At 51.9% G+C, this 22302-nt stretch carries 20 protein-coding genes; 5 read left to right on the top strand and 15 right to left on the bottom strand.

Annotated features, from left to right (window positions below; translation table 11 throughout):
* Window positions 1-1364 precede the first annotated feature (1364 nt).
* From SH248x_RS01695 to SH248x_RS01680, 4 genes are all read left to right on the top strand, one after another.
* Entirely contained in the window at window positions 1365-2048 is a 684-nt protein-coding gene (locus tag SH248x_RS01695) for a hypothetical protein (protein WP_459556782.1), read from the top strand.
* Between the two features lie 164 nt (window positions 2049-2212).
* Complete coding sequence (locus SH248x_RS01690) at window positions 2213-3820, top strand: DNA polymerase (protein ID WP_459556781.1); 1608 nt, start codon at window positions 2213-2215, stop codon at window positions 3818-3820.
* 50 nt (window positions 3821-3870) lie between these two features.
* Entirely contained in the window at window positions 3871-4275 is a 405-nt protein-coding gene (locus tag SH248x_RS01685) for a hypothetical protein (RefSeq protein ID WP_459556780.1), read from the top strand.
* Between the two features lie 55 nt (window positions 4276-4330).
* The gene (locus SH248x_RS01680; protein WP_459556779.1) at window positions 4331-4672 is read left to right on the top strand and encodes a DUF1580 domain-containing protein; all 342 of its coding nucleotides are present in this window, start codon (window positions 4331-4333) and stop codon (window positions 4670-4672) included.
* A 433-nt stretch (window positions 4673-5105) separates the two neighbouring features.
* Here SH248x_RS01680 and SH248x_RS01675 read toward each other — a convergent pair whose 3' ends face one another.
* The 7 genes from SH248x_RS01675 to SH248x_RS01645 all read right to left on the bottom strand — a co-directional run bounded on the left by SH248x_RS01675 (window position 5106) and on the right by SH248x_RS01645 (window position 10821).
* Window positions 5106-6053 carry a hypothetical protein gene (locus SH248x_RS01675; RefSeq protein ID WP_459556778.1) on the bottom strand — a complete coding sequence of 316 codons (948 nt, stop codon included), beginning with the start codon at window positions 6051-6053 and terminating at the stop codon, window positions 5106-5108.
* Between the two features lie 38 nt (window positions 6054-6091).
* On the bottom strand, window positions 6092-6310 hold the full coding sequence (locus SH248x_RS01670; protein ID WP_459556777.1) for a DUF6117 family protein: 219 nt from the start codon (window positions 6308-6310) through the stop codon (window positions 6092-6094).
* Between the two features lie 8 nt (window positions 6311-6318).
* Complete coding sequence (locus SH248x_RS01665; RefSeq protein ID WP_459556776.1) at window positions 6319-7773, bottom strand: AAA family ATPase; 1455 nt, start codon at window positions 7771-7773, stop codon at window positions 6319-6321.
* 95 nt (window positions 7774-7868) lie between these two features.
* The gene (locus SH248x_RS01660) at window positions 7869-8057 is read right to left on the bottom strand and encodes a DUF2997 domain-containing protein (protein ID WP_459556775.1); all 189 of its coding nucleotides are present in this window, start codon (window positions 8055-8057) and stop codon (window positions 7869-7871) included.
* Window positions 8058-8099: 42 nt separating this feature from the next.
* Entirely contained in the window at window positions 8100-8459 is a 360-nt protein-coding gene (locus SH248x_RS01655) for a DUF1257 domain-containing protein (protein ID WP_459556774.1), read from the bottom strand.
* 316 nt (window positions 8460-8775) lie between these two features.
* Complete coding sequence (locus tag SH248x_RS01650) at window positions 8776-9369, bottom strand: DUF4230 domain-containing protein (protein WP_459556773.1); 594 nt, start codon at window positions 9367-9369, stop codon at window positions 8776-8778.
* 261 nt (window positions 9370-9630) lie between these two features.
* Window positions 9631-10821: a hypothetical protein gene (locus SH248x_RS01645; protein WP_459556772.1), complete on the bottom strand. Its 1191-nt coding sequence runs from the start codon at window positions 10819-10821 to the stop codon at window positions 9631-9633.
* A gap of 135 nt (window positions 10822-10956) precedes the next feature.
* Between SH248x_RS01645 and SH248x_RS01640 the strand changes: the two genes are divergently transcribed.
* Window positions 10957-11202: a helix-turn-helix domain-containing protein gene (locus SH248x_RS01640; RefSeq protein ID WP_459556771.1), complete on the top strand. Its 246-nt coding sequence runs from the start codon at window positions 10957-10959 to the stop codon at window positions 11200-11202.
* Between the two features lie 864 nt (window positions 11203-12066).
* Here the strand turns inward: SH248x_RS01640 and SH248x_RS01635 are convergent.
* The 8 genes from SH248x_RS01635 to SH248x_RS01600 are packed head-to-tail and all read right to left on the bottom strand — an operon-like array spanning window position 12067 to window position 22231.
* Window positions 12067-12672 (bottom strand): hypothetical protein, encoded by a 606-nt coding sequence (locus SH248x_RS01635; protein WP_459556770.1) that lies wholly within the window; start codon window positions 12670-12672, stop codon window positions 12067-12069.
* 60 nt (window positions 12673-12732) lie between these two features.
* Complete coding sequence (locus tag SH248x_RS01630; protein ID WP_459556769.1) at window positions 12733-14769, bottom strand: AIPR family protein; 2037 nt, start codon at window positions 14767-14769, stop codon at window positions 12733-12735.
* Window positions 14766-15782, bottom strand: a complete 1017-nt coding sequence (locus tag SH248x_RS01625) for a PD-(D/E)XK motif protein (RefSeq protein ID WP_459556768.1) — start codon at window positions 15780-15782, stop codon at window positions 14766-14768. The genes SH248x_RS01630 and SH248x_RS01625 overlap by 4 nt, the downstream gene beginning before the upstream one ends.
* Window positions 15772-18531: a Z1 domain-containing protein gene (locus SH248x_RS01620; RefSeq protein WP_459556767.1), complete on the bottom strand. Its 2760-nt coding sequence runs from the start codon at window positions 18529-18531 to the stop codon at window positions 15772-15774. Before SH248x_RS01620 ends, SH248x_RS01625 begins: the two co-directional genes overlap by 11 nt.
* The gene (locus tag SH248x_RS01615) at window positions 18528-20039 is read right to left on the bottom strand and encodes an ATP-binding protein (RefSeq protein WP_459556766.1); all 1512 of its coding nucleotides are present in this window, start codon (window positions 20037-20039) and stop codon (window positions 18528-18530) included. The genes SH248x_RS01620 and SH248x_RS01615 overlap by 4 nt, the downstream gene beginning before the upstream one ends.
* The gene (locus SH248x_RS01610) at window positions 20029-20439 is read right to left on the bottom strand and encodes a very short patch repair endonuclease (protein WP_459556765.1); all 411 of its coding nucleotides are present in this window, start codon (window positions 20437-20439) and stop codon (window positions 20029-20031) included. The genes SH248x_RS01615 and SH248x_RS01610 overlap by 11 nt, the downstream gene beginning before the upstream one ends.
* Window positions 20439-22004 (bottom strand): DNA cytosine methyltransferase, encoded by a 1566-nt coding sequence (locus SH248x_RS01605; RefSeq protein ID WP_459556764.1) that lies wholly within the window; start codon window positions 22002-22004, stop codon window positions 20439-20441. Before SH248x_RS01605 ends, SH248x_RS01610 begins: the two co-directional genes overlap by 1 nt.
* Window positions 22001-22231, bottom strand: a complete 231-nt coding sequence (locus tag SH248x_RS01600) for a type I restriction-modification system subunit M N-terminal domain-containing protein (RefSeq protein WP_459558565.1) — start codon at window positions 22229-22231, stop codon at window positions 22001-22003. The genes SH248x_RS01605 and SH248x_RS01600 overlap by 4 nt, the downstream gene beginning before the upstream one ends.
* Window positions 22232-22302: the final 71 nt, after the last annotated feature.

Raw genomic sequence — 22302 nt, 5'->3', positions numbered from 1 at the left:
TCACGCTGCCAGTCGAGTACAGGCCTGACGCAAGCTGTCCTCAGATATCATCAGCACTTCAGACGCTTTTCGGAGACGGTTCGGAGATTCTTGAACTGTTCATCGTCTATTTGGCATGGCTTCTAATCCCTGGACGAAAACCCCCGGCAATCCTTCCGATTCATGGGGGTTCAGAAAGGGGACGCCGCTTTCTTTGTGAAGTAATTGAAGCGTTTCTTGGGCGAGAGAACATTTCTCGGGTACCAATAGACATGTACGGCACAAGGGTCGGCGACTTAAATATGGTCGGGACACTTGTGAACGTTACCGAGACGCCAGATGAGCTATCCAGTCGTGAGACCAGCAAAGTTGTCAGATATCACAATGAGCATCTCGACATTTTGGGGGGGAACAAAACACCTGGATTAATCCTGCACGGACTAGATCTGCCTGACGTGCAACGCACTAATGATCGCGTTTATAGCTACCTTTACCCATTGCAACTGACTGGGGTAGATGACGCAACCTGTGAGTTCCATGGTGACTCGCTGGCGAACGCAGAGGAACTTTCCGGTCTTCTCAACCTCGTGCTGGCCGCTGTGCCATGCGTCCACCCAACGCGACGCATCCCTGTTACTCCGACCGTGCATAACGCTATTGATGACCACCGGACTAGAAGTCACAGCGCATTACAGTACATCCAAACCAGTATCGTCGAGTCACCCCGCGGGAGTGTGCCACGTGGGTTAATATACAGAGACTATCGACAATATTGTGAATCGATTGGGACTCCCGCGGTTTCCGATAAGGTGTTCTATCGAGTGCTACGTCGGCAGTTTCCTCACTTGAAAGAACACCGACCTGGATCGCGAGGCATGTCACGCGACCGAACATTTACGGGTATCGGAATTCGCGATTGGCAACACGACGTCTCCCAGGTCGAAAACGGCCACTTGGCGGCCGCAGATACAGATCCGGTAGACGACCAGACGCCCGTATTCGAGGGAATTGGCAGGTCAACAGTTGTCTAAGCGACATTCTGGACGCATCACTCATCTCGCGTTGTGTCCAGCGCGTCCACGTAAAACAACGATCATGAGAACTACACTCTGATCGCATTCAAAATCAAACTTAGAATGCACGGGGGGGGGAGAAACAACTAGTGAAAGTGTTCAAACCTACGAAGGTTCAACTACACAGGAAGGATATGACTCATATGAATAATAATTAAATAACATATATTATATAGACACCCCGTCCGTAGTGCTGCAAGACCCCGTCTACCATGTAACCATCGCCCCTTGCGAGTCCGGCTGAGCTACTGGAGCAAACAAGGCAGGCGAAGCAAAAACCTCACACATCACATTCTCGAAAGTTAAACACGCATGCCAGGCGAAACATTTCCGTCCGATGATTCAGACGAACAACTGCCACCAGATCACAATGGTGACATCTGCAATGAGGGCAATGACATGGTTCGGTTTCGATTGCTCGATCAGGGCTCGGATCGGACCCTGCAAGACTCTGACTCGATTGATATCGAGACGTTTCGAGTCTCCCAAGGTTTCGACGCAGGTTTGTCTGAACTTGTACGCACACGTTCAATCGAAGTTAGGAAACCAAACCCAAATGTATTCGTGCGGACCCACCCAGATAACAATCAGAGGTTCAGAGCATTTGTCTATTCGCCGCGTGGGGAAAACAACCATTATTTGGTAAGTCAGGATCTTGTGTCGGAGTTCGGTAACAGTGCCCGTTGCGTCTTGTTGACCCCGACATTGGAGCGAGGCTCAACTGTTCCATTTCTCTGGCTGGTTCCGGTCCCTACTGGCCTGCTTTGGCATGCAACGGCTTTCGAGGCGGCAGAGTTGGCAAAAACGCAATGGGTCCGAGTGACGACAAACATGCCACAGGCCAGATATGACATTCGACGCGCGACTGCTATCGAAGAGCAGCCGGATTGGTCAGCGGTGGATTCCGTGGAAAGGCTGGTCCCTCTCGCATTTACTGGTCGACTCATTAACTCTATCAACCACCCCGTGTTACAGGCGTTGAGGGGAGAGCGTTGATGGTCCCGCCAAGGCTATGGAGTCAATGCGAACAGTTTGGTATTCGTGAGATTGTGCTCCTGGATACCGAATTCCATTGTTCTCCAGGTGAACGCGTCAACCCGCTTTGCATTTCGTTTCGTGAGTTGGTCAGTGGCCGGAATGACCGACTATGGATAAAGGGAATGCCCAAGGTGCATCCGCCCTTCCGGACAGGCAAGGGCACTCTGCTGGTTGCGTTTTACGCGTCAGCAGAGCTGGGATGCATGCTGGAGTTAGGCTGGGAGCTGCCTGAGCACGTACTTGATTTATATGTCGAGTTTAGAAACTTAACCAACGGTCGGTCGGATATCCCAGGCTCGTCACTTTTGGAAGCACTTCAACACTTTGGACATCCGTCAATGGATGTCGCGTACAAGGAAGCGATCAGAGAGCGAATCATCGCGTGTGAAGAATTCAACCCATGTGAGCAGGAAGAGGTTTTGAAATACTGTTGGGAAGACGTGGAGGCCTTGAGATGCCTTCTCGACAGTATGGTTGGAGGCATCAATCTGGGACAGGCTCTCATGCGTGGCGACTACGCGAAAGCCGTGGCAAACATGGAACGACGTGGTACCCCGGTCGACCTGGAAAGTTACCAACGAATACAACGGCACACACATGCGATCAGAAATCGTTTGACGAGCGGCGTGGGACCTGCGTCTGATGTCTTTGAGCACGGGTGTTTCCGCACAGAGCGATTTCTCGAATTGCTGGCACGGCAGCGGATCACTTGGCCGTTTTTGCCAAGTGGTGTCCCTTGTCTCGATGACGATACGTTTAAACGAATGGCTCTGAGGTATCCCAATGTAATTGGGCCACTTAGAGAGGCTCGTAAAGTGCTCAGAAATCTCTCCAGTTTGAAGCTGGCAGTTGGCGCTGACGGTCGCAATCGATGTCTGTTGAGCCCGTTCAGATCAAAAACTGGACGGAATCAACCCAGCAGCACCAAGTTTGTGTTTGGCCTCGCGCGCTCGCTACGTACGTTGATCCGACCAGAACCGGGTCAGTTCCTGGCATATATTGATTATTGTCAGCAAGAATTCGGGATTGGGGCGGCACTATCGCGTGACCAGAACATGATCAGAGCTTACAACAGCGGTGATTGTTACCTGGAATTCGCCAAACAGGCAAAAGCGATTCCGCAGTCAGGTACGCGACACTCTCACCCGCATGAGCGTGAACTGTTCAAGGCTTGCGTACTCGGCGTTCAATACGGCATGGGTGCCAAAACACTAGCGTTGCAAATCGGAAAGTCGGAAGAGGCCGCGAAAGAGCTTCTGGGGATTCACCGAAAAGTGTATCCGCAGTTTTGGAGGTGGTCAGATGGCGCGGTCGATCACGCCAGTGTCTACGGAAATCTACAGACCATTTTCGGTTGGACTCTCCATGTCGACGCTCGTTTCAACCCTCGGTCGGTGAGAAACTTTCCGTGTCAGGCAAATGGTGCAGAGATTCTGCGACACAGTTGTACCGGACTGGTAAAGCGGGGTATTGGACTCTGTGCGCCGATACATGATGCGGTACTGACTGAAGGTGAGATTGACCGGGCAGAGGACATCGTCCGAACTTCCCGAGAGATTATGGAAGCGAAGTCTCATCAAATCCTGCAGAACCTGCGGCTCCGCACTGACGTAAACATTATTCGATACCCCAATCGTTTTGACGCGTCTGCTGGGAACAGTCTTTGGGAGCGATTGGAAGCAATCACTACAGAAATAGAACAGGAGGAAGCCATGACAAGAATCGTTTGACATTGTTTCACGTTATGCCTGGAGGGCATGACAGTTCGCAAAGGATTTGTATGAACATTGATGACTTTCGCGTCTCAGATGAGATGCCTGTCACCCCCACTCGTCTCATCACCACGCCTGTTTCAAAAGGAGCAACTCACCATTTCATAAAAGGGCCAATCCCCCTTTTATGGCTTCACGCTGCCGCACGCATCCCGCGTAAGCCGTCACTATTGGTCGGCCTCGAACTTTTCCATCTGGCCGGACTAACGAAGCGAATGACAGGTTTGAAGCTCACAGTCAAACGTATGCAGCCTTATGGATTGCACAGGAAGTCCGTAGCTGCTGGACTTCGGGACCTGGAAGACGCTGGGCTGATCAGTGTATCAGCAACTCGCCCGGGATGCGCCAAGGTCATCGATATTCTTACTGTCCAATCGACAGGTGAAATCGATGTTCCTGATCCAATCAATTAACTAATGGAAGGAGATCGCGACCTGTGCAAATCAGGTCGCGATTTTGGAGTCGAACTTGATAGATATTACGATAGAAAAGCCGATTCGATTGAGTGCCGCCGTTGATTATTTTCCACGCACCAAGAGTGGCAAGTTATTACACCCGTCCACGGCCTATCGATACGCAACTCGGGGTATTCGTGGTGTAAAGATGGAAGTGGTAAAAATCGGCGGTTGCACTTGCACCACTCGAGAAGCGATCATGCGATTTATCATCGCCCAGCAGATTTTGGAACAGCCGACTATTGAAACAGTATCACCGCGCAAGCAACGGAGTGTGCGGCAGATTAGGGCGGCTGATGAACTGGCAACGACTCTCCATTCCATGAATCGAGCCGATAAGAAGCAATCGTACTGAGAAATATCAGACGCCTGTCTTGGCACTCGTCAAGAGATGAGAGAACGGCCCCCACCTGACAACGCAGTTGACTCTTGCTCTTGAAGGTCATTACTTGACGTTCCTTAAGCCTGGGATCTTCAGAAAAGCTAAAAAAAAGAGCTCCACCGACAGCAGCCGGTGGAGCTCTTTTCACAAATTTACGACTTTCAGTTCTTCCGCCAACCGTCTGACGATCCAATCCGTCTCTGCACGTATGGCTTCTGACCGAAGTAAAAATGGTCCCAATACTGGTCCACTGACGGGTATGAGGTCAGCCCGCCAATGACCGCTCTCATCTGGTTCAACATGACTTGCCCTCTTGATTGAGATCTCACCCACAGCGGAGAAATCGATTATTTCTTGATAGACCATTCTCACAGTTCCTTCTGAATAAATTCGAAGTTCCATCGCGTCAACCTTTCACTGGGGTTTGACGAAGCAGCTGACGACGTGGACGATCAATCAGGATATTGTCGATAGCGTGTTGCACGCTCGACAGTTCTCCAGCAATCTCCTGACGCAAAACATCATGCTGACGCAAACTGCGAGCTGGGATGTTATCCAAGATTGATTCGGCCTCATGAATCACGTTGTCGAGTTCTTCATTGCTTCTCAGGTTCAGTTTCTTGAACCGCTCAAAGAACTCCCGCAGTTTGTCGACCGCACTATCCCGAAACACCTTCGGCTTCCCATCCTGGTTGCCCGAAAGACGATCAGTCAGGTGCGTCAGCAGTTTATGAAACTCCTCAATGAATGCCGTCTCCGCTAACTCGACGGCCTGATCAAACCGATCTGCCACCCGACGACACTCCCGCTGATAAAGTTCCGGATTGAGTCGACGCAGATAATCCGGTGGCTCCACGGAGGGAAAATCCCAGCTGACCTGAAACTCCGCCCACAGGTGGGCCGGATAGTCCAGCGAATCAAACAACTGCCCCAGCCGAATCCGGGCCGCTCGCTTAAGCTCTTCGAAGTGATCGTCGAGTTCCTGCACGGACTCCCGTAACTCCTGCTGAAACCTCTCCATTTGTTTCTGAAACGGTTCCAGGTCGATGTGCTTGATCAACCGCACACCAGGCTCGGGATACGGCAACGTCAGCGACTTCCAGTACTGCTGAATCTTTCCCTTGATGCCCGTGACCGCTTTGAACTTCGGATGATTCGTATCCAACAGCTTCTTGCGTGCGGACACGAACTTCGCCTCTGCTTCAAACTGATCGGCGGCGGTGGCCGTCTGTTCGGCGGAAAGTGATTTTCGCACTCCCAGCCAGGTAAAGGACAAGCGGGTCGCACACATCGTCAATCGCATCTGTGCGATGGGATCGTGTGTGCTGGTGTCAGATTCCAATGTCGTACTCATGCGGTAATGCTTTCTATAAATGAAAAAGACGCTGTCGATTAACTCGGCGGCGTCAGGGTGTCATAGGGGTTGTCATTGAAGAGCTGCGCCAGCGGCACCATGGAGATGCCGCCATCGATTTCGTAGTTGATGGCACAGATGACGGGAACAGGTTCTCCCGTCTGTAAGTTCTGACACTCAACGAGTGCCAGATCTTGATGCTGTGCTGCCGAGAGGAGCGTCTTGAAGTTTGTTTGATGACCAGGACGAAGCGCCATAATCCACCTCAATTCTGTTCAATACGACGCGTCCGCTTGCCGTTGGTCGCAGGACGACGGTTGGGCAGGTAAACAGCACCGGTCTCCGCACATAGGCAACGCCCACCGATCCATTCCCGCAAAGCGGTGATGGATTCCGCAGCTGTGCGAGCGACGGGCACGACCAGTCGTGAGGCTTCTGTCAACGGGATCTGCAACAACGCTGACAAACGACAACAGGCTTTGATCTCCGCACCCGTCCAATCGTCATCCGCGGGTGTCGGTTCACTGGGTGCGATGTCGTACTGGCGTCGGGCAAGCTGCCAGATTTGTTCCCTCTGAGTAGGACCTGGCAGGTCGATGAAGAAGATTGCATCCAGCCGCTCAGCGCGTGTGAACTCCGGCGGCAGTCGATCTATGCGATTGGCGGTCCCGATGAAGAACACATCGCTTTGGTGATCCGCCAGCCACGTCAGCAGCGTTCCGAACATCCGTGTCGAGACACCAGAGTCACCCTGGCCGTGGACGCCAGAGAGGGCTTTCTCCAGTTCATCTACGAACAGAATGCACGGCGCCATGGCTTCCGCCAGCTTCAGAGCCTGGCGAATGTTGCGTTCGCTTTCACCGACCAGAGAGCCGAACAGACTTCCCAGATCGAGTGACAGGACCGGACGACCGACTTCCTTACCCAAGGCACGGCAGAATTGACTCTTGCCACAGCCTGGAGGGGACAGAAGTAAGGTGCCCCGTGGTTTGACGGAACGACCGGGAGCCAGAGCCTTGCGACAGAAGTCTTTCAGCGCCACGAGACCACCCAGCGACTCGAAGTTCTCCTGGCCGCGATCCAGCGAGAGCAGGTTCTGCTGCTTAAGAGCTTGTGCCTTGAGTTCCCAGATGACCTCAGGACGCAAGGCATTGTGCCGTGTCAGCGACAGTGCAAAGGCACCTTCCGCTTCATAGCAGGTCATCCCCGAGGCGGACTCCAGCAACGCGGGTGTGATCTGGTTGAGATCGTCCGCCCCCAGCAGATCCACCGCCAGCTTGGATAGTTGGTGTTGAGTCGGCAACGGATGCTCGATGACGACGAAGAGCTTCTCCAGTTCCACGGGGACTTGCAGCACCGGCGACAGCACGACGAAGAAGACCTGTTGCGTCTTGCCTGCCTGCAGCTGATTGATCAGCGTCTGTAAAACTTCCGCAGATCCCACGAATTTGTGGTAGTTGTGCAGCAGAACGAGAAGTGTTTCATTCTCACCAGCGATCTGCGTGGCCGTTTTGAGAACCGACACAGGATCATCGGCCCGTGGCAGGCTTGACTCGCCACGCAGACCACGAGCCAGATCCCAGACAACGCACCGCCAGTCTTCCATACTGGCGAGTTCAAAGATGTCGCGTTCGGCTTCGTCGGGCTCGTGAGTGACGATCCACAGGCCTGAGAAGGCGGCGCGAATGTAGTCGGGAAGGATTTCCATGAGTGAAGGCATGAGGAATAACTCCTAAAAGGTTTGTGATGGGCGCATAAAAAAAGCCCTCACGAGGGAGGGCTTTGCGAATGACTAAAAGTGGAACAGATTGTTTTTTATTGACGCTGCGCGAGTTCCTGGACTTGAGCCGCTGCAAAGAACTCGTTGGTCAGCCTCTCTTGGTCAATCAATCCAAGAGCGGCTTCCAGCTTGGCTGTTGCGACTTTGCAGTCAGATCCAGGGAAGCCCATCGCTGTGATGGTCGGTTTACCCTGCCTTGATACAGTGACGATGATTTGTGACATCGAGTTTCTCCTATTCATGATCTTCTGAATTTGTAAGCTGGTTTAGCTGGTTTGAATTTGGATTCGAACGGACCCGTCTTCCAACGGCTGCTCAAAGGCAGAGAAGCCCTGGCGCCGTGCCTGCAGCAGTGTCATTTCGACCGCATAGGCTTGCACAAACTGATCCAGGTATCGTTGATCGCCCCAACGACCTTCATAATTGTCGTAATGAAGTTTCCCGTTTTGAAGGTCACACACGACCGGATATCTCCAGTCGCGCAGCCGAACGGCAAAGCCACTGGCACGAGAGTTAAACAGTTCGTAACTGCCCTGTTCCGGTGCGGCAATCTGAAGACGTTGACAGGCTGCATGAACGGCAAGTTCGTCACGTATCTGAGTTGTGATTGTCACGATGTGCGACATAAGAATTCCTTTCGAAGAGAGATGGCCTCCGGAGAGGCCGATGATGAAATGGATAAGTAGTATTCACCCGAAGTATATGTAATCACTCCGTTGTCGATGAGTGCACAGTTCATCCGATTCGTACGGAGAAGTGGCCGAACGCTTGATTCTGTGAAGCTTGTTGGTATCGATCTCACTTAGTTGCGAAGAAGGATATCTGCTCTCGGGGGTGCTTCATGCAGGTCAGAATGTCCGCATCCGGGAAACGGAATGTGCCACAAATGAGACTCAGCTCGCGTGGGACATCTGCCGCGAAGACTCATCGGTCTGAGATCGATTACTGGAACGCTTCCCACTCGACCGCGACGTCCCAGTCCACCAAGCGATACAGCATTTTGATCAATAATTCGCAGTTCTGTTTGGCACGTTCAATATGTTCGGGCGAGTGACAGGCCATTTGGATCTGCCGCTGAGCCAGCTTCATTGATTCATCTCGCAACGCATCTTTATCACCCCCAAACCAGACCTGCTTTTTGTAATCGTAAGTCTTGGTTTGTTCGTGATCGATACGTGGCTGAATGACGGACGGGCTTGGAAGGCGAATGGTCAATGATCGAGTCGACTCATCACTGTTGATCAATGCGGTCTGACGAAAATTGACTGCGATGAGCCCATCGCCTTTTACGAGATAAACACCGGTAAAGCCATGCCCCCTGATCTCAATGACATCGGCCACACAAACCTTCAGAACAACGAGATCGCCGAGATCTTGAAGTTGTCGGATTGTTTGTATTTCACGAACGATCACAGCCTCTGGCGGGGAGTGTGTCGTCCTGGCCGTCCACCGCGTCCAGATAGATTCCATTGATGGCAGAAGCAGCAAAAGCGCGAAGAGGACGCTAAAAAGTAAGATCAGGCTGAGATATTTCATCTTGGCATCTCCCTGAGGAGTTGCTTACCAGCCTTTTGGGGTAGTTCCGTTCCACGATCAAAGGAATGCGAAGTTGTCTCGGAATCAAGCGACTTGGGACGTCCATTCGTGTGAGAATCAGCTTGTTGACAACCAAATGACAGTGGCAATAGCAGATAAAGAGCGATTCGAGCAGTCATATGACCCTTTCTGAACCAAATATGGGGATCTCCGGCAGCACATTGCTGTCTTCTCATATTGTGGTTCAGAAAGGGTGAAAGTTTAGCTGACAGACCCTGATGGGCTTTCAGGAGCCGTTTGCAAGTCAGCAGTAGGTTGTTCGTTGGATTGTTTACGTCGAAGAAGCTTGCCAAGTCCGTAAAGACATCCCAGCAAGAATGCACCTATGGCAAAAACACCTTCCACCCCTTTCCTCATCGCCTTCGGAGTCATTTGCGTTCCCATTTCTCCGGCCTTGTAAATCGCTTGAGAGGCTTGTGCGGTGGCCCTGCCACTCATTGGCTGAGAACTGTCAGGTGTGACCCGTTGGATGGGTAAAGGTGCTGAATCTTCTGTGTAGTCTGGGAACTGGCCAACTTGCGCCCCAAGTTGTTGCAAATTTAGTTCGGCCGACCGGATTGCGTCCAGGAGTCGAATTCGGCCAACTGCCAGAGGTTGCTGATTGAAAGACGTCAGATACCACTCTTCGATCTTCCAATGGCCGTCGAGATTCACCAGATGAAAAAAACCATCCATCTGAATATGTTTGCCAAAACCATCGGGCGCTCGTGTACGTATCCCGACAGTAGCGCCGGATAAGCCCACCGGTCGGAACGATTCATTTGACAGCTCGTATTGGAATACATCCGGGTCGGCTTCAGTTTCCTCATCAGCCTGTAAATAATCGATCAGCGGGTACATATTCAGGGTGCAGATTTCACGTTGCTTGTCACTTTTGTCCGCGTCCATAAATGCCTTACAGATTTGTCTCGGACTTTGCCCTTGAAACAATGCTGACTGAAAAGTGGGAATGGCAACGAAGGTCCATAATGGAAAGCCACACAGCAAAACTCCCAAAACACCAGGCCACACCATATTGGCTTCACTGTGGCCGGATGTTGCTGTCGCAAATCCATTCATTTGAGGTTGCAGCAGTGATTTCCAGACCAGCCAGAGAGTGGCTAAGTGAAAGATTCCAAACTTGATACCCCAGTTGAGCTGGGAAGTGGGCGTCTCTTCCGGGTATGGGCCGGCCACGATCGAAAACAGAATCACCATCGCCATAACAATCCCGACAGCTGACCAAACTTTCGGAGACCTTCCGCAACGCCGAGCATTCAAGACTGACATCACAATGGCCCAGATTGGTCCGAGAACCAGACCGAAGTAGAAAAGCTGCTTTGGATTCCAGGGAGTGGGGTAGCTGTGGCTGTCAGATGATGTCGTTACTTCAGGTGAATTGTCTGGAGTCATGGGGATGATCCGTTGGAAGGAGTGTGACCAAAAATCTGTTTTCTGAAACCCAATCGACTTGATGCGACAAGAATAGTCCGTTTTGGACTATTCTTTTGTGGACTATACGCTTCGCCTTTTGTCATGGCAAGCGTCGTGGAAAAATCCATCTACACTGCGGAATATGAAGCTCTTCTGGAGCTGCTGAAGGAGCTTCGAAAGCAGAGCGGACTGTCACAAATTGATCTGGCAGCAAAGCTGGGACAAACACAGTCGTTTGTCAGCAAGGTCGAACGGGGTGATCGTCGTCTGGACGTGATCCAGCTACGGACGATCTGTCATGTGTTGGGACAGACATTGCCGAAGTTTGTTCAGCAGCTTGAAAAGCGGTTGTCTGATTAAAAGTCTGCCGCGCCGGATTGCAAAGACATTCGCTCATGATATGCCATGACTAAAGTTTCACATTTGGAGCTCGCCCGGATTAGCGTTTGTTGTTGCCAGAATGAAGTAACGAGCCAACGACATCGAAGGGAAGTTTGCCGAGCAGGTCGTCCAAAGTTTGGAGAACATAAAAGCCTAGCCATAGAATTGCTACTACCCAGCAAGCGTGGCGATTGAATTTGAACTCAGGAAGTATCGATCTAGTCAAGAGTTGTGGCGAGTGACTGTGTTCGACAGTGCAAGTCACTGGCGTAATTGAACCGAGTAGATGCTGAAAAACAGCCACGAAAACGCGTCGCCAGAAAAATAGTTGGAACGACAAGGCGACTATTGAACTTTTTTCTGGCTGGCGTCCAAGGCTGGGAAACCGGGGTGCGGCGGCGCATGGATGACGGTAACCATAAGCAATTGTGAAACTTGCGATAATCTCATGTCTGTTAATTGTCAGTCGGCAGAGCGAATCGCCAAGGGACATTCGCAGTCCACCGCTACCCAACGCTCGCATTGTATTCGACTAAGACGCGCGGCTCGATGTGTTCAAGGCTTTGCTTGTTCGTAGTTCGCGCACGCGCTTCCAAAGATGCGGCTTTTCCTGCCGATAACTCGATCTCGAATCGCATAGTCATCAATTGTTTTGCTCGCAATTGGGTGGTTCGTGAGCGACGCCGTATCGGCATAGTGGCGTGAGAATTGATCGGGAGTCAGTTTCTCGGCGGGGCGGTGGAATTCTGAATGAAGGATCGCAGCTTTTCTCCCCGAAGTTCGTAAATCAATCTGTGGAATCAACAATTATGCCACATTTCATTGCGTTTTTGTGCCGGCAGTTTACACGATTGGTTCGCGAGCCAGTTCGTCAACTCTATTTCGATTGGTCTGATTGACAATATCAACGACGCGTAGCCAGCGACCATCAATTTTCTGGATCGAGTCTTCGGGTGCGTCCTCTTTTTCAGCAAGCTCGATGGTTTTCAGAACCGTCTGAGGAGTGATACCGAGCCACTTTCCCCACGCAACAATGTGCCTATATTTCCTTGTGACCACAAGCAGGTCGATCGCCGCCATGTTCGCAGCATTGGCAACCGTGTCGGTAATGCTCGGAATGACGGTGCCATCGGCACTTGCGGATTGCAATCGTACTTTCATTTGGCTGATCTCCCAGAATGGACCGCCATTGGCAAGCCATTCATTGACAAGCTCTATTGCGGGATTCATCAAATCACACAATGTGTTGAGCGCATGGATATGCTCCTCGTCGGTAGTTGAACTGACGTCCAGTTCGTCGAGTAACGCTTCGCTGCCTCCGTAACAATTTGCATCAACGTAGTCGTGTAGTTCAGAGAAATTACCCACCGAGGGCGGCACGATCCCTGTCTGCATATCATTGAGAATTTCAAACTGCATTTTTTCGGCCAGTTGTTCTGAGGTTATCATGGCACCAGGGTAAATTTGAGGCGTCTACAATTCAATCCCGAACCGACACGGATTGGGATTTCACTCGAATCCAAGATTCCTTGCTTCGGCAATAATCTTGATACCTTGATCGGCCTGTTTTCGACTAACCTGAAAGCCACGCGACAGTGCCTTGCCTATCGAAAAGGCGATGGAACGCTGCCAAGTTTGCAGATTGTTTGTTTCTTTAGCCCATTTCGAGAGGTTGAACCACGTCTGCGCCGGAATCTTTGACACGAAGGCAATTACCTCAAGGTCATTGGCATCAGGACCGTCGATGCCCTTGTCCGGTCGTTTAATCGCGCTGTGGCCGATATCCAGAAGTTCCTTCTGGAAGCCCACGCTTAGTTGAACTCCTTCAATGCATATTGCCTCCCAGCATTCCTTGCGCTTGCACCACTCGGTAATATTCCGGCCATTCGGTGGATTCGTAATGATTATGTTCACCACTGCAGAAACCGCACGGATTGCCTCCTGCAGTGCCGGGGAGATGTCCTGCCTTTTCCAGATAGCATCGAGATCAATGCGCTGAGATGTATGATGCGACAGCCACGCCAGCGTATAGGTGACCTTTTGGGCACGGTAGCCGCCGTAATTGAGATCGCCGATCAGCTTCTCGGCACGCTTGAACAGTATCGCCTTTGCTATTAGATGCTCGAAGTAATCACCGTCCACCTCAATCTTGCCACGTTCCTTCAACCGGATCGAAAAATGGTTGAAGTTCTTCTGGGCACCAAGACTCACCTGATGAGGTAACTGCATCCATGTGTTTTCATATTTTGCCAGGTCCGTCTTCTCAAATTTCTGCGCCTTCGGGTACATCGCCTCGAACATGCGCTTCCTCGCTGGAGTCCCTTCTCTGCCCTTGGCATCGAGATATTGACCACGGGCACGTTCGTAGAACCATTTCGTCTGTTTGTTGGTACCGTCGACTGCCGGTGACCAGACAGTACGCGACAGTTCCTCGATCCGTATGTGGAATGGGTCATTGGCATAGAAATCAGCATCGCTGACTTTGTTCTGGCTATTGGCGTAGCGGGAAATCAACGGCACGATTCCGTCGATCTGCTCCGGCGGGATCACTGACAGCTTCGCCTGCACATAGATGCCTTTCAGGCTCGCCTTGTCCTTCTTCGCCGTGTGGTAGAGCGAAGCGGTTGTCTGTCCGCCGTTAACAATCTGCAGGTTCCGCACTTTGCTGATCTGAACGCTTCCATTCGAGTTTTTAGAGAATTCGATTTCGTCCGCAGTGGCGGAAATCCCGTTATTATACGCGAAAAACCTGTGCGGCTCTTCGAGGATTGTTTTCCGGATTCCCTTGTTTACGTTGCCGCGTGCCTGAAGGAATGATCTGACGTTGCGCTCTAGGAGTCGCGGGCCGTGCTTGTCATAAATTCCCGCGAGCACATCGCCGGGAATCACTGCAAGGTATCCCTGGTAATCGGAGTTGGGATCAACCATCGATAGACAGGGAATTGTCGTACCAAAGGTCTGCTCAAAATCGATTTCGATGGCCTCGGATTTTTTCCCCGAGTTTACAAAGCGACAGATTCTCTGGATGTCCCAGACATGAAAAGCAATCGCCATGTCCAAGGCGCTTTCCGTAGCAAACGTTTCTGAATTTACGATCCCATCAGTGAGGAGATAGATTCTGGCACGTGTGAGCTGGTCACGGAGTTCGTGTATCCGCTGAAACATGTCATAGACTTCGGACGATTCTTCCAGCGAAGTGTAATATCCCTCCAGTGCTTTTCTCAACGCGCCGTCCGCCTGTCGGAATGCAGCCTCGACCTGCGTTTTCGTTACGCTGACTGGTGGACTCTGCTGGTTGAAGATGGTGACGAACAGGTCAAGACAGTCTTCGTCCTGGCTCACGTTGTAGCCATTGATCTGCATGCCGCGTGACTTGTGGTAGCAGACGTTTACGTCTTCAATTTCGCCTGCCTCGATCAGATATTCGGCAGCAATCCGCGTGAATTCATTGATCCTGAACTCTCCGGATTCCTCGTTGTCGGAAGCTGCAATAACTTCCTGCAGCAGGTCCTCGGTGAAAGCGTTAAGCAGTTCCGGTTCGCTCATGAAAGGCCTTTCTGGATATGCGAAATCATGTCATCCAACGGCACGGCGAACTTCCTGCATTCCGCAACACTGATTGTATAAGTCAGATCTCCGACACCGGGCGGAAGATGACGCTCGGTCAGTCTTGGAAAAGCATCGGCCACCCGGAATACGTTTGATTCTCTGATGACGTATCCCGTCTTCTGATACCTCCATGCCTGTGTATTGAGGTAGCCTCGTTCGAGTAACGCCTGCTCAAAAAGTGCTGCCGCCGCATAATTCGCGTGAAGGATCTCCCGCAGCCCGGCAACAAGAGCGGGAAGGGTATCGGCATGGTTTTCCACCGAAGACATCGACAGGTGAAAAACAAACATGTTTCCCACAAGGGTTTCATCGAGCTGCTGCTCGCTGCTAATCTGGAGCTTCTGGTGCTGCTTTGTACTGCAGGTCTTCACTTCAACAACGGTCTCGCCGAACTGGAAATCGTGCTGCCGGTTCTTCGATCCCGTCCATCCAGACATTTCATCCGCAAAATGGTTAGGAGTCGACAGGAGGTGGTTTCTGATGAAATACAACTCGCCGTAAAGCCCGCGCTGCGCGTCTTCGCCGAGGCCGTTGACGCCATTCTTCTGAAAAAATTGCTGCCACGCGTCCAAGCGTTCCAGGAATGTCCTTACAATCCGAGATTCCGCTTTACAGCTATTCAGGCAGTGAAACAGATTCTCCACCATCGCCGAGAACACTTCGTTATACATTCTGTCGGTGGAAGTTAGCACGAATGTGGCATGCGTTTCAGCCTCTTCACCTGTGATCTGTACCGTCAGTTCGAATCCCTTCGATTCCGGAATCTGCTCTCTCGGCGGCAGCATGCTCCGGGGGGCCTGCAGCATGAAAAGTCGGTTCAGCGATGGCCGCTGCACACCAAGAAACATAGTGCATGCAGCGTCAGGGGCTATCATCCGCTTGAGTACCCCAGTCCCGCTAATTCGTTGCGCTTCCGTTTCCATGTCCGTCCACAGAGCGTCAGGCGTCATCTTCGTCGTCCTCTCCGTAGCGTTCGCGCCAGTATGTTGTGTTGACCTGATATTCGATCGCACTCATCGTTCCTTTGGTGCTCTCCGGAAAGCTGATCGCAAAGCCGATTATTGGCACGGACGTGAAAAATTTGTCAAATTGGCTATGATCAAGAGGGTAGATTAGCAGCAGACCATTCTGTGGTGATCGCACATGGCGTATGAACGGACCGCTAGGCCTTTTTGGCTCGTTTTCTGAACGGGTTTGTCCAAGCTGCCAAGCAGCTATATTTTTGTCGAGCGCCGCCGCTATCTGATCATCGGAAAGGTCGAGTTGCTCGTCCTGTGGGCTCAGAATGTTAGACTTCTTAAGCATGTAAAGCGAAGTATCGTCCGGCGTTTTATCATCACGGAAGATAAGACCGATCTGGCGACCGGAGATCGTCCACGGCGTGGCTTTGGCCTCGCTGTTTGAGATGAGTGCGACCGTCCAGTTGTTCAATTCGCCGAAACGCAGAAGCTTCTCGATATACTTCATCAGTAGATCGGGTTCGGCTTTCCGGCACATTGGGTGCGAGGTGTAGCCTTTCAGGAATTTGTTAATCTGTGCAGGTGTCACGTTCTTCCAGACCACCCGCGTCTTTTCGAGAACTGGGTTTGACAGGCTTTGAAGCCATTCATCTGCTGCCTTGAAGTTGCCCTCATGAATTTGCGCGTCTTTATGGAAGACAGTAGTCTGCGAAAGGTGACCGGAAAATGACACCCGCATTTTCCGGCCGTTCCTGATCTTGTTTGCGGCAGTGATATTCAGCCCGTCGGGATGGGTTCTGACCTTCAACCCGTACTCTTCGGGGGTCTGGCGGCTCAATTCCATGAACGTAAATTCGCGCCGTAATTCTTCGTTTGCCACGGCAATATGTTCATACCAACCTATAAGGTCTTCGGTGGTGTACAGGCGGCAGAGGTCGACGTATCCAGGTCGGTATCCGAACCATCGTCCCATCTGAAGCAGAGTGTCGTAGTTCTTGGCAGGACGAATATAAAAACTTACGGACAGGCCCTCCAGAGTCAGACCGCGTGACAGCTTGTCGCCGCCAACTGCAATGACGTTCAAACCAGATGGGTTGTTGTCATAGTCGAGTACACCTCCGGCATCTCCGTTAATACCGCGAACCTGCAGCTTGGTAATTGCAGGTAAGAGCTGCGCACGCACATCCTGCCATTCAACATGTATCAACTGTGGATCATCGCACACGTGACGGACTGACTCGCATGTCGGCAAATAATCCTTCTTCCACAATTGCTCAAGCGTTTCGAACAGACGGGCAGCCTGAACGCCAGTGTTGTACTCAATAATGCGCTGCATGTTTATGAGTTCGGTACTGATCAGTTCGATCACCCGACGCTGTACCAGATTATAACGGGTGACATGAATCAGCATGGAGTTGTGAACGTCTCTCTGACCGCGGGCGCGACGCGCGGCACAGGTAATGACGAAGGCGCATAGTGCTTCAATCAGAGAATCGGGAAGTTCGTCGACCCTTAGTTCCTTTTTATGAGAAAGCGGGAAAACAATCTCGGCATCGTCGGCCGGGCGCACAAGCGGCAACGCGTCCGTGGTGTTGTCGCCTCCGTCCAGATCTTCCGTCAGTCCGAAGAGCTGCGAGGGGCCTACATAATTCGATGGCGGCGAAATGTAGTAAATGAAACCCTTCGGGAAGAGGTCGTCCCCGTACTCCGACTTGTTCTCTTCATCAGGCAGAATGAAAATGTTGGCAAAAGGCGTCGCCGTGTATCCAACATAGGAACTCTGCTGGAAGGAGTTTAGTATCTGGCGAATGGCCCGATTAATCGCGGTAGGATCTTCGTCCTCCTTTTTCGTGTTGACTGATGCGTTGTCGGCCTCGTCATCAAGCAGCAGCAGCGGGATTTCATCAATGATTTTCTTTCCGGTCGCTGGATGCACCTTTCCCTGATTCTGAACCCAGGTCAGAATACGTTTCAGCACTGACGTATGCTTCTTGACCACCAGCAGTATGGGACTGCCGCCGAGCTGCAGGTTTGCGCTCTTGTTCGCGCGAAAATCACCATCCTTTGCACTGTAGGTGAGCGGATGGGCGATCAACTGACCGGGAGCGTCGATCTTGCCGACGCCAATTCGACTGCCGGTACTATGTGCCTTGCCGACTTCGCTTTCAAATCCAAGGAATTCGGCATCGAGACGCGACTGTGTCTGAGTTCTGAGATCATTCGTCATACCGGCCAGAACAACGATCAGCTTATATCCTGCATCCACAGCCTTGCAAATCAGGCCGGTGTAATTGGCGGTCTTGCCGGACTGCACCTCACCGACGACCATGCCTCGGCGATCCCAGCGGCCGTGCTGGGCCGGATTGCCAATGTCGCCGAGTGTTGCATCAGTGATTTTATCCAACTTGGCAGTGACAGTCGAAGGCCAGATCTTTTCCTCTTCGAGGTATTGGCGGTAGCGTTTCCAGAAACTCCACTCAATTTCCATTTCCGCCTTGCGCGCCGGGAGCCAATTTACGTGTTTCCCATCTCTGAGTACGGCGGGGTCCGCCTGCCAAGTACTCACTTGGCTGAGAATGTCGCGGTGCAAAGCATCTTCGTCGATTTCTTCGGTCCGACCAATCTGGCGCTGCATCTGTGCTACGGCACTGATGTGTTGCTTTATCTGATCTGAATTTGGAGCGTCCTTGTCACGCAGGGACATCACTACATGCTTTTTCACTTCGTCGTAAAGGCTCATTGTCCCTCCCCTGATACTTCAATCAGCAACTGCTCTACAAATTCCGGGAAAAGATTGAATGGGTCCATTCCGAGTAGTCTTTTCTTGGCGTCCGCTGTGTTTATTCCCGAGTTGAGTAGGGCTGTGTAACTGCTTCGCAGCACGTTTCGCAGCACCTCCGGCGGAGAATTTTCATAAGGAACGTTGAACTTGTCAGGTTCCTTCGCATTTGTCACCAGAATGTGAGTAAGAGGGATGGATTCTTCGAGCATGCTGAGCAATGCGTCCACCTCTGATTTGTTGCCGGAACGATATGCCTGCTGTACCAGCGGATGGTCACGGTTGACCGAATAAAAACACTTGCCATGTCGTACCTTCTGCTCCCACAGAAAGACGAAATTCTGAGAATTCTGCCGAGCGATCACTTTTCCACGGTGCTGGAATATTTCGAGCGCACGCTCTCGGGTCAGCGAAGCAATCCGTTTTAGGTCGGCTTTGAGATAACCAGGCGGTTTTGCGCGTGACTTTTTCACGTCAATCTGCCATTCGGCGTCCATTGAGTTCGGGAGGTCGATCTGGATTCGTGCCAGCTTGTGAAGTTCGTCCTTCTGAAAACCCAGACCAAGCCAGTCACCCCCGACGAGAAGTCGTTCGTTCCGATAGACATAAAACCCCTGTTGCGCATTCCAGCCGTTTGGACCGCCACCCCGTCTGAGAGAATCCTGTGTTGTTTTGGACTGGTGCGGAAGTATGTAAGGCAGCACAGTCAGCTCCTTAGCCTTACAGATGAGCTTTTCCACTGGCAACTCCTGCGTCGCCTTTTCACCTTTCAGGTACGGGTCCCAAGCTGTTATTGGATTCCCGTTTAGCATGATCTTCAACCGATTCGGTCGCTCCAAATATCGATGAAAGACCATCTCCAGATGCTGCTTGACGCCGTCAATCGCATCAAGAAAGCGCTTGTAAGCCTTGTCGTCGTCAGAATGCGTCTGTCCGGTAACCCTGTCCATTTTCTCCCAGAGAACAATGGTTCCCATATCCGGTATTGTCTCATTCAGAAGCGTTAAGGGCATCGGCTCAATCGTCTTCAGAACGCGCCACTGTCTGGTCTTGTTCACATAATCGAGATCCCAGCAACGCGCCACAATCTGGCCGTTCATCACCTTCGAAACGACGGTCAAGCGTCGGCACTGTGAGAATGATGCCGTCTTGAGACCAAGGCCGAAGCGGCCAAGGTCTTTTGGCGAACGCTCATCCAGCGGACTCTGGCTGCCAGGGCGCATTGCCGCAATCAATTCGTCTTCTGTCATCCCCTCGCCATCGTCCTTGATGGTGATGCGAGAATCCGTGCCATCCCATTCAAAATGAACCCAGACGTTCCTAGCATTTGCCGCAATACTGTTGTCGATGAGATCTGCGATCGCGGTACGAAGGCTGTATCCGAACGCACGCAACGACTCGACGAGCGCAGATGGTTCAGGTTGCGCCAGATCGTATTCGGGTTCCGAGGTCATGTCTTTATCGATCACGGAAGAATGCCTTGATTAGTCGTTTCTGAGCTTCTGGATTTTTGATTTCGCATTCCCACATGACGAGTTGGCTCCACTGCAGCTCCTTAAGTTGTTCAGCAACCTGCTGATCACGTCGGATGTTCGAATCGAATTTACGCTGCCAGAAATCAATTCGCGATTTCGGTGTGTACGCATACCGGCACCCTGCGTGCCGATGCCAGAAACAGCCATGCACAAAAACGACTGCCCGGTGACGGGGGAGAACGATGTCGGGTCTTCCCGGCAGCACAGTATTGTTAAGTCGGAACCTGTAGCCCATACGGTGCAGCAGCGACCGTACTGCCAGTTCCGGCTTCGTATCCTTTGCCCGGATACGCGACATGTTCCAGCTTCTGCGCTCCTTGGTGAGTGAATCCATCACACATTGCTCCCTGACTGTTTGAGCACATCGAGAACGATCTCGCCAATCTGCCTTGCGAGCAGCGGTGGAACTGCGTTTCCGACCTGAATGTATTGGGCCGTACGAGGTCCGCAGAAGAAATAGTTGTCTGGAAACGTCTGCAGCCGCGCGGCTTCTCGAACTGTCAAACTGCGGCACTGCAGAGGATCGGGGTGAATATAGTAGTGCCCGTCCTTAGAGATATGTGAAACGATCGTGGTACTCGGTCGGCTTGCTACCTGAACGCGAAAACGGTCGCTGAAATGTCCGTCCGTAATCGCGTTCTCAACGTTTACGTGATCCGGAAGCAGGTCCGTCGGAAACTGTCTCAGATGTGGTGTCACGTTATGAAGTGCAGCGTAGCTCGACGCGTACATGTAACGGAACAAATCCGATTTCATGTGCGACCGGCTCGCGTGATTGCAAACACCACCAATCCGGTCGTCGCAGAACCATTTTGATTTGTACCCACACGAGATTTCGTGTTTTACGAATTCACCTCCCCGGTCCGATCGCGGGACTACAATTTTGCAGAGATTGTGACGAATAAGATCACTTAGCTGCTCGCAGTCGGCCTTCCGTGTACCTGCGTTCGCCCAGCGACTCTCAACTTCTCCGTTCAAACAGGATTTCCATGCCTTCGCCGAGTCGTCGCTCGCTGGCGACAGACCGCTGCGAAGTCTCGGCAAACCATCCAGCACTTTTGACGCGGCAACCAGGGGCTGTCGACTCAATATCTTGGGATTCACTGAATCAATGTCGTCCCTTATTCCCAGCAGGATGATGCGGTGACGTGCCTGTGGAACACCGTAGTGTTCCGTCTCGATGACGGCTCCGTGCAGATCACCATTTCCAAAGACGCGATTTTCGCATAGCGAATAGATACGGTATTTACCCTTGCGAACGCGTTGGACGCTCCGCCCCTCTCGTATTACTGCCTTGGCAGGATCGCGGAGGTCATCAAGGATACGATGGAACATCCGGTCCTTGCCGAGCGTCGCAGACAGCAGTCCCTTGACGTTTTCCATCACGAATACTGCTGGTCGATGCTCCGCCAAGATCTGCAGGTACTCGACATAGAGATGCTGGCGGACATCTTTAGCGGGGTCATAATCCGGATTACCTTGGTTCCGTGAACGACCGGCAATTGAATAAGCCTGACAGGGAGGGCCACCGATTAGTACCCAGTCCGTCACCTTGCCGATGGATTTGCTGATCCGTTGATGGACATTCTGGTGCGGTTCACCCCCCGGACCAAGGGTCGTGTTCCAGCAATGAACCGAAGATGCGTCAGCCTGATGCGGATACGCGTCGTAAAGTGATTTCAGACTGGTTTCACCGCGAACGTGGCGGAAATATTCATCTGGAACCAAGGGGCCAAACTGCCGGAAAAAGGATCGGAGCCGCAGTGTTTCACAGGCAATCGCATCCTTTTCGATGGACAGTGCCACGTCGAAAGCAGCTTTCCCGGCGTCGTCAAGAACAGCCGAAAACCCCTCGCTCAAGCCGCCGGGACCGGCAAAAATATCGACGATCTTGATCATCTATGCTGGTATCCGTCGGGAATCTGAAAGCGATGGTTCTCAGGGAAACGGGCATAAGACTCGTCGAAGGATTCATCACTTTCTTCATCGAATACGTCGGAAAAGCGCTTGCAGAAGAGCAACGGAAAGATGTAGGTTCTGAAATCGGCAGCATCGACCTGGTCGCGCAGAGTGTTGGTGGATTCGCAGAGGTGGTTGCAATGCTGATTCAGCTCAAGGGTATTCATTTCAATGAGCCGCCCTTCGATGCGAGGATGACGGTTTGTCGGTCCGAGTGGCAGGTAGCTCGTTTGCGATA

This window comes from Lacunimicrobium album, from assembly GCF_052161635.1.
In the GTDB taxonomy this organism is placed as follows: domain Bacteria; phylum Planctomycetota; class Planctomycetia; order Planctomycetales; family Planctomycetaceae; genus SXPC01.
This window is presented reverse-complemented; position numbering and strand designations above follow the sequence as displayed.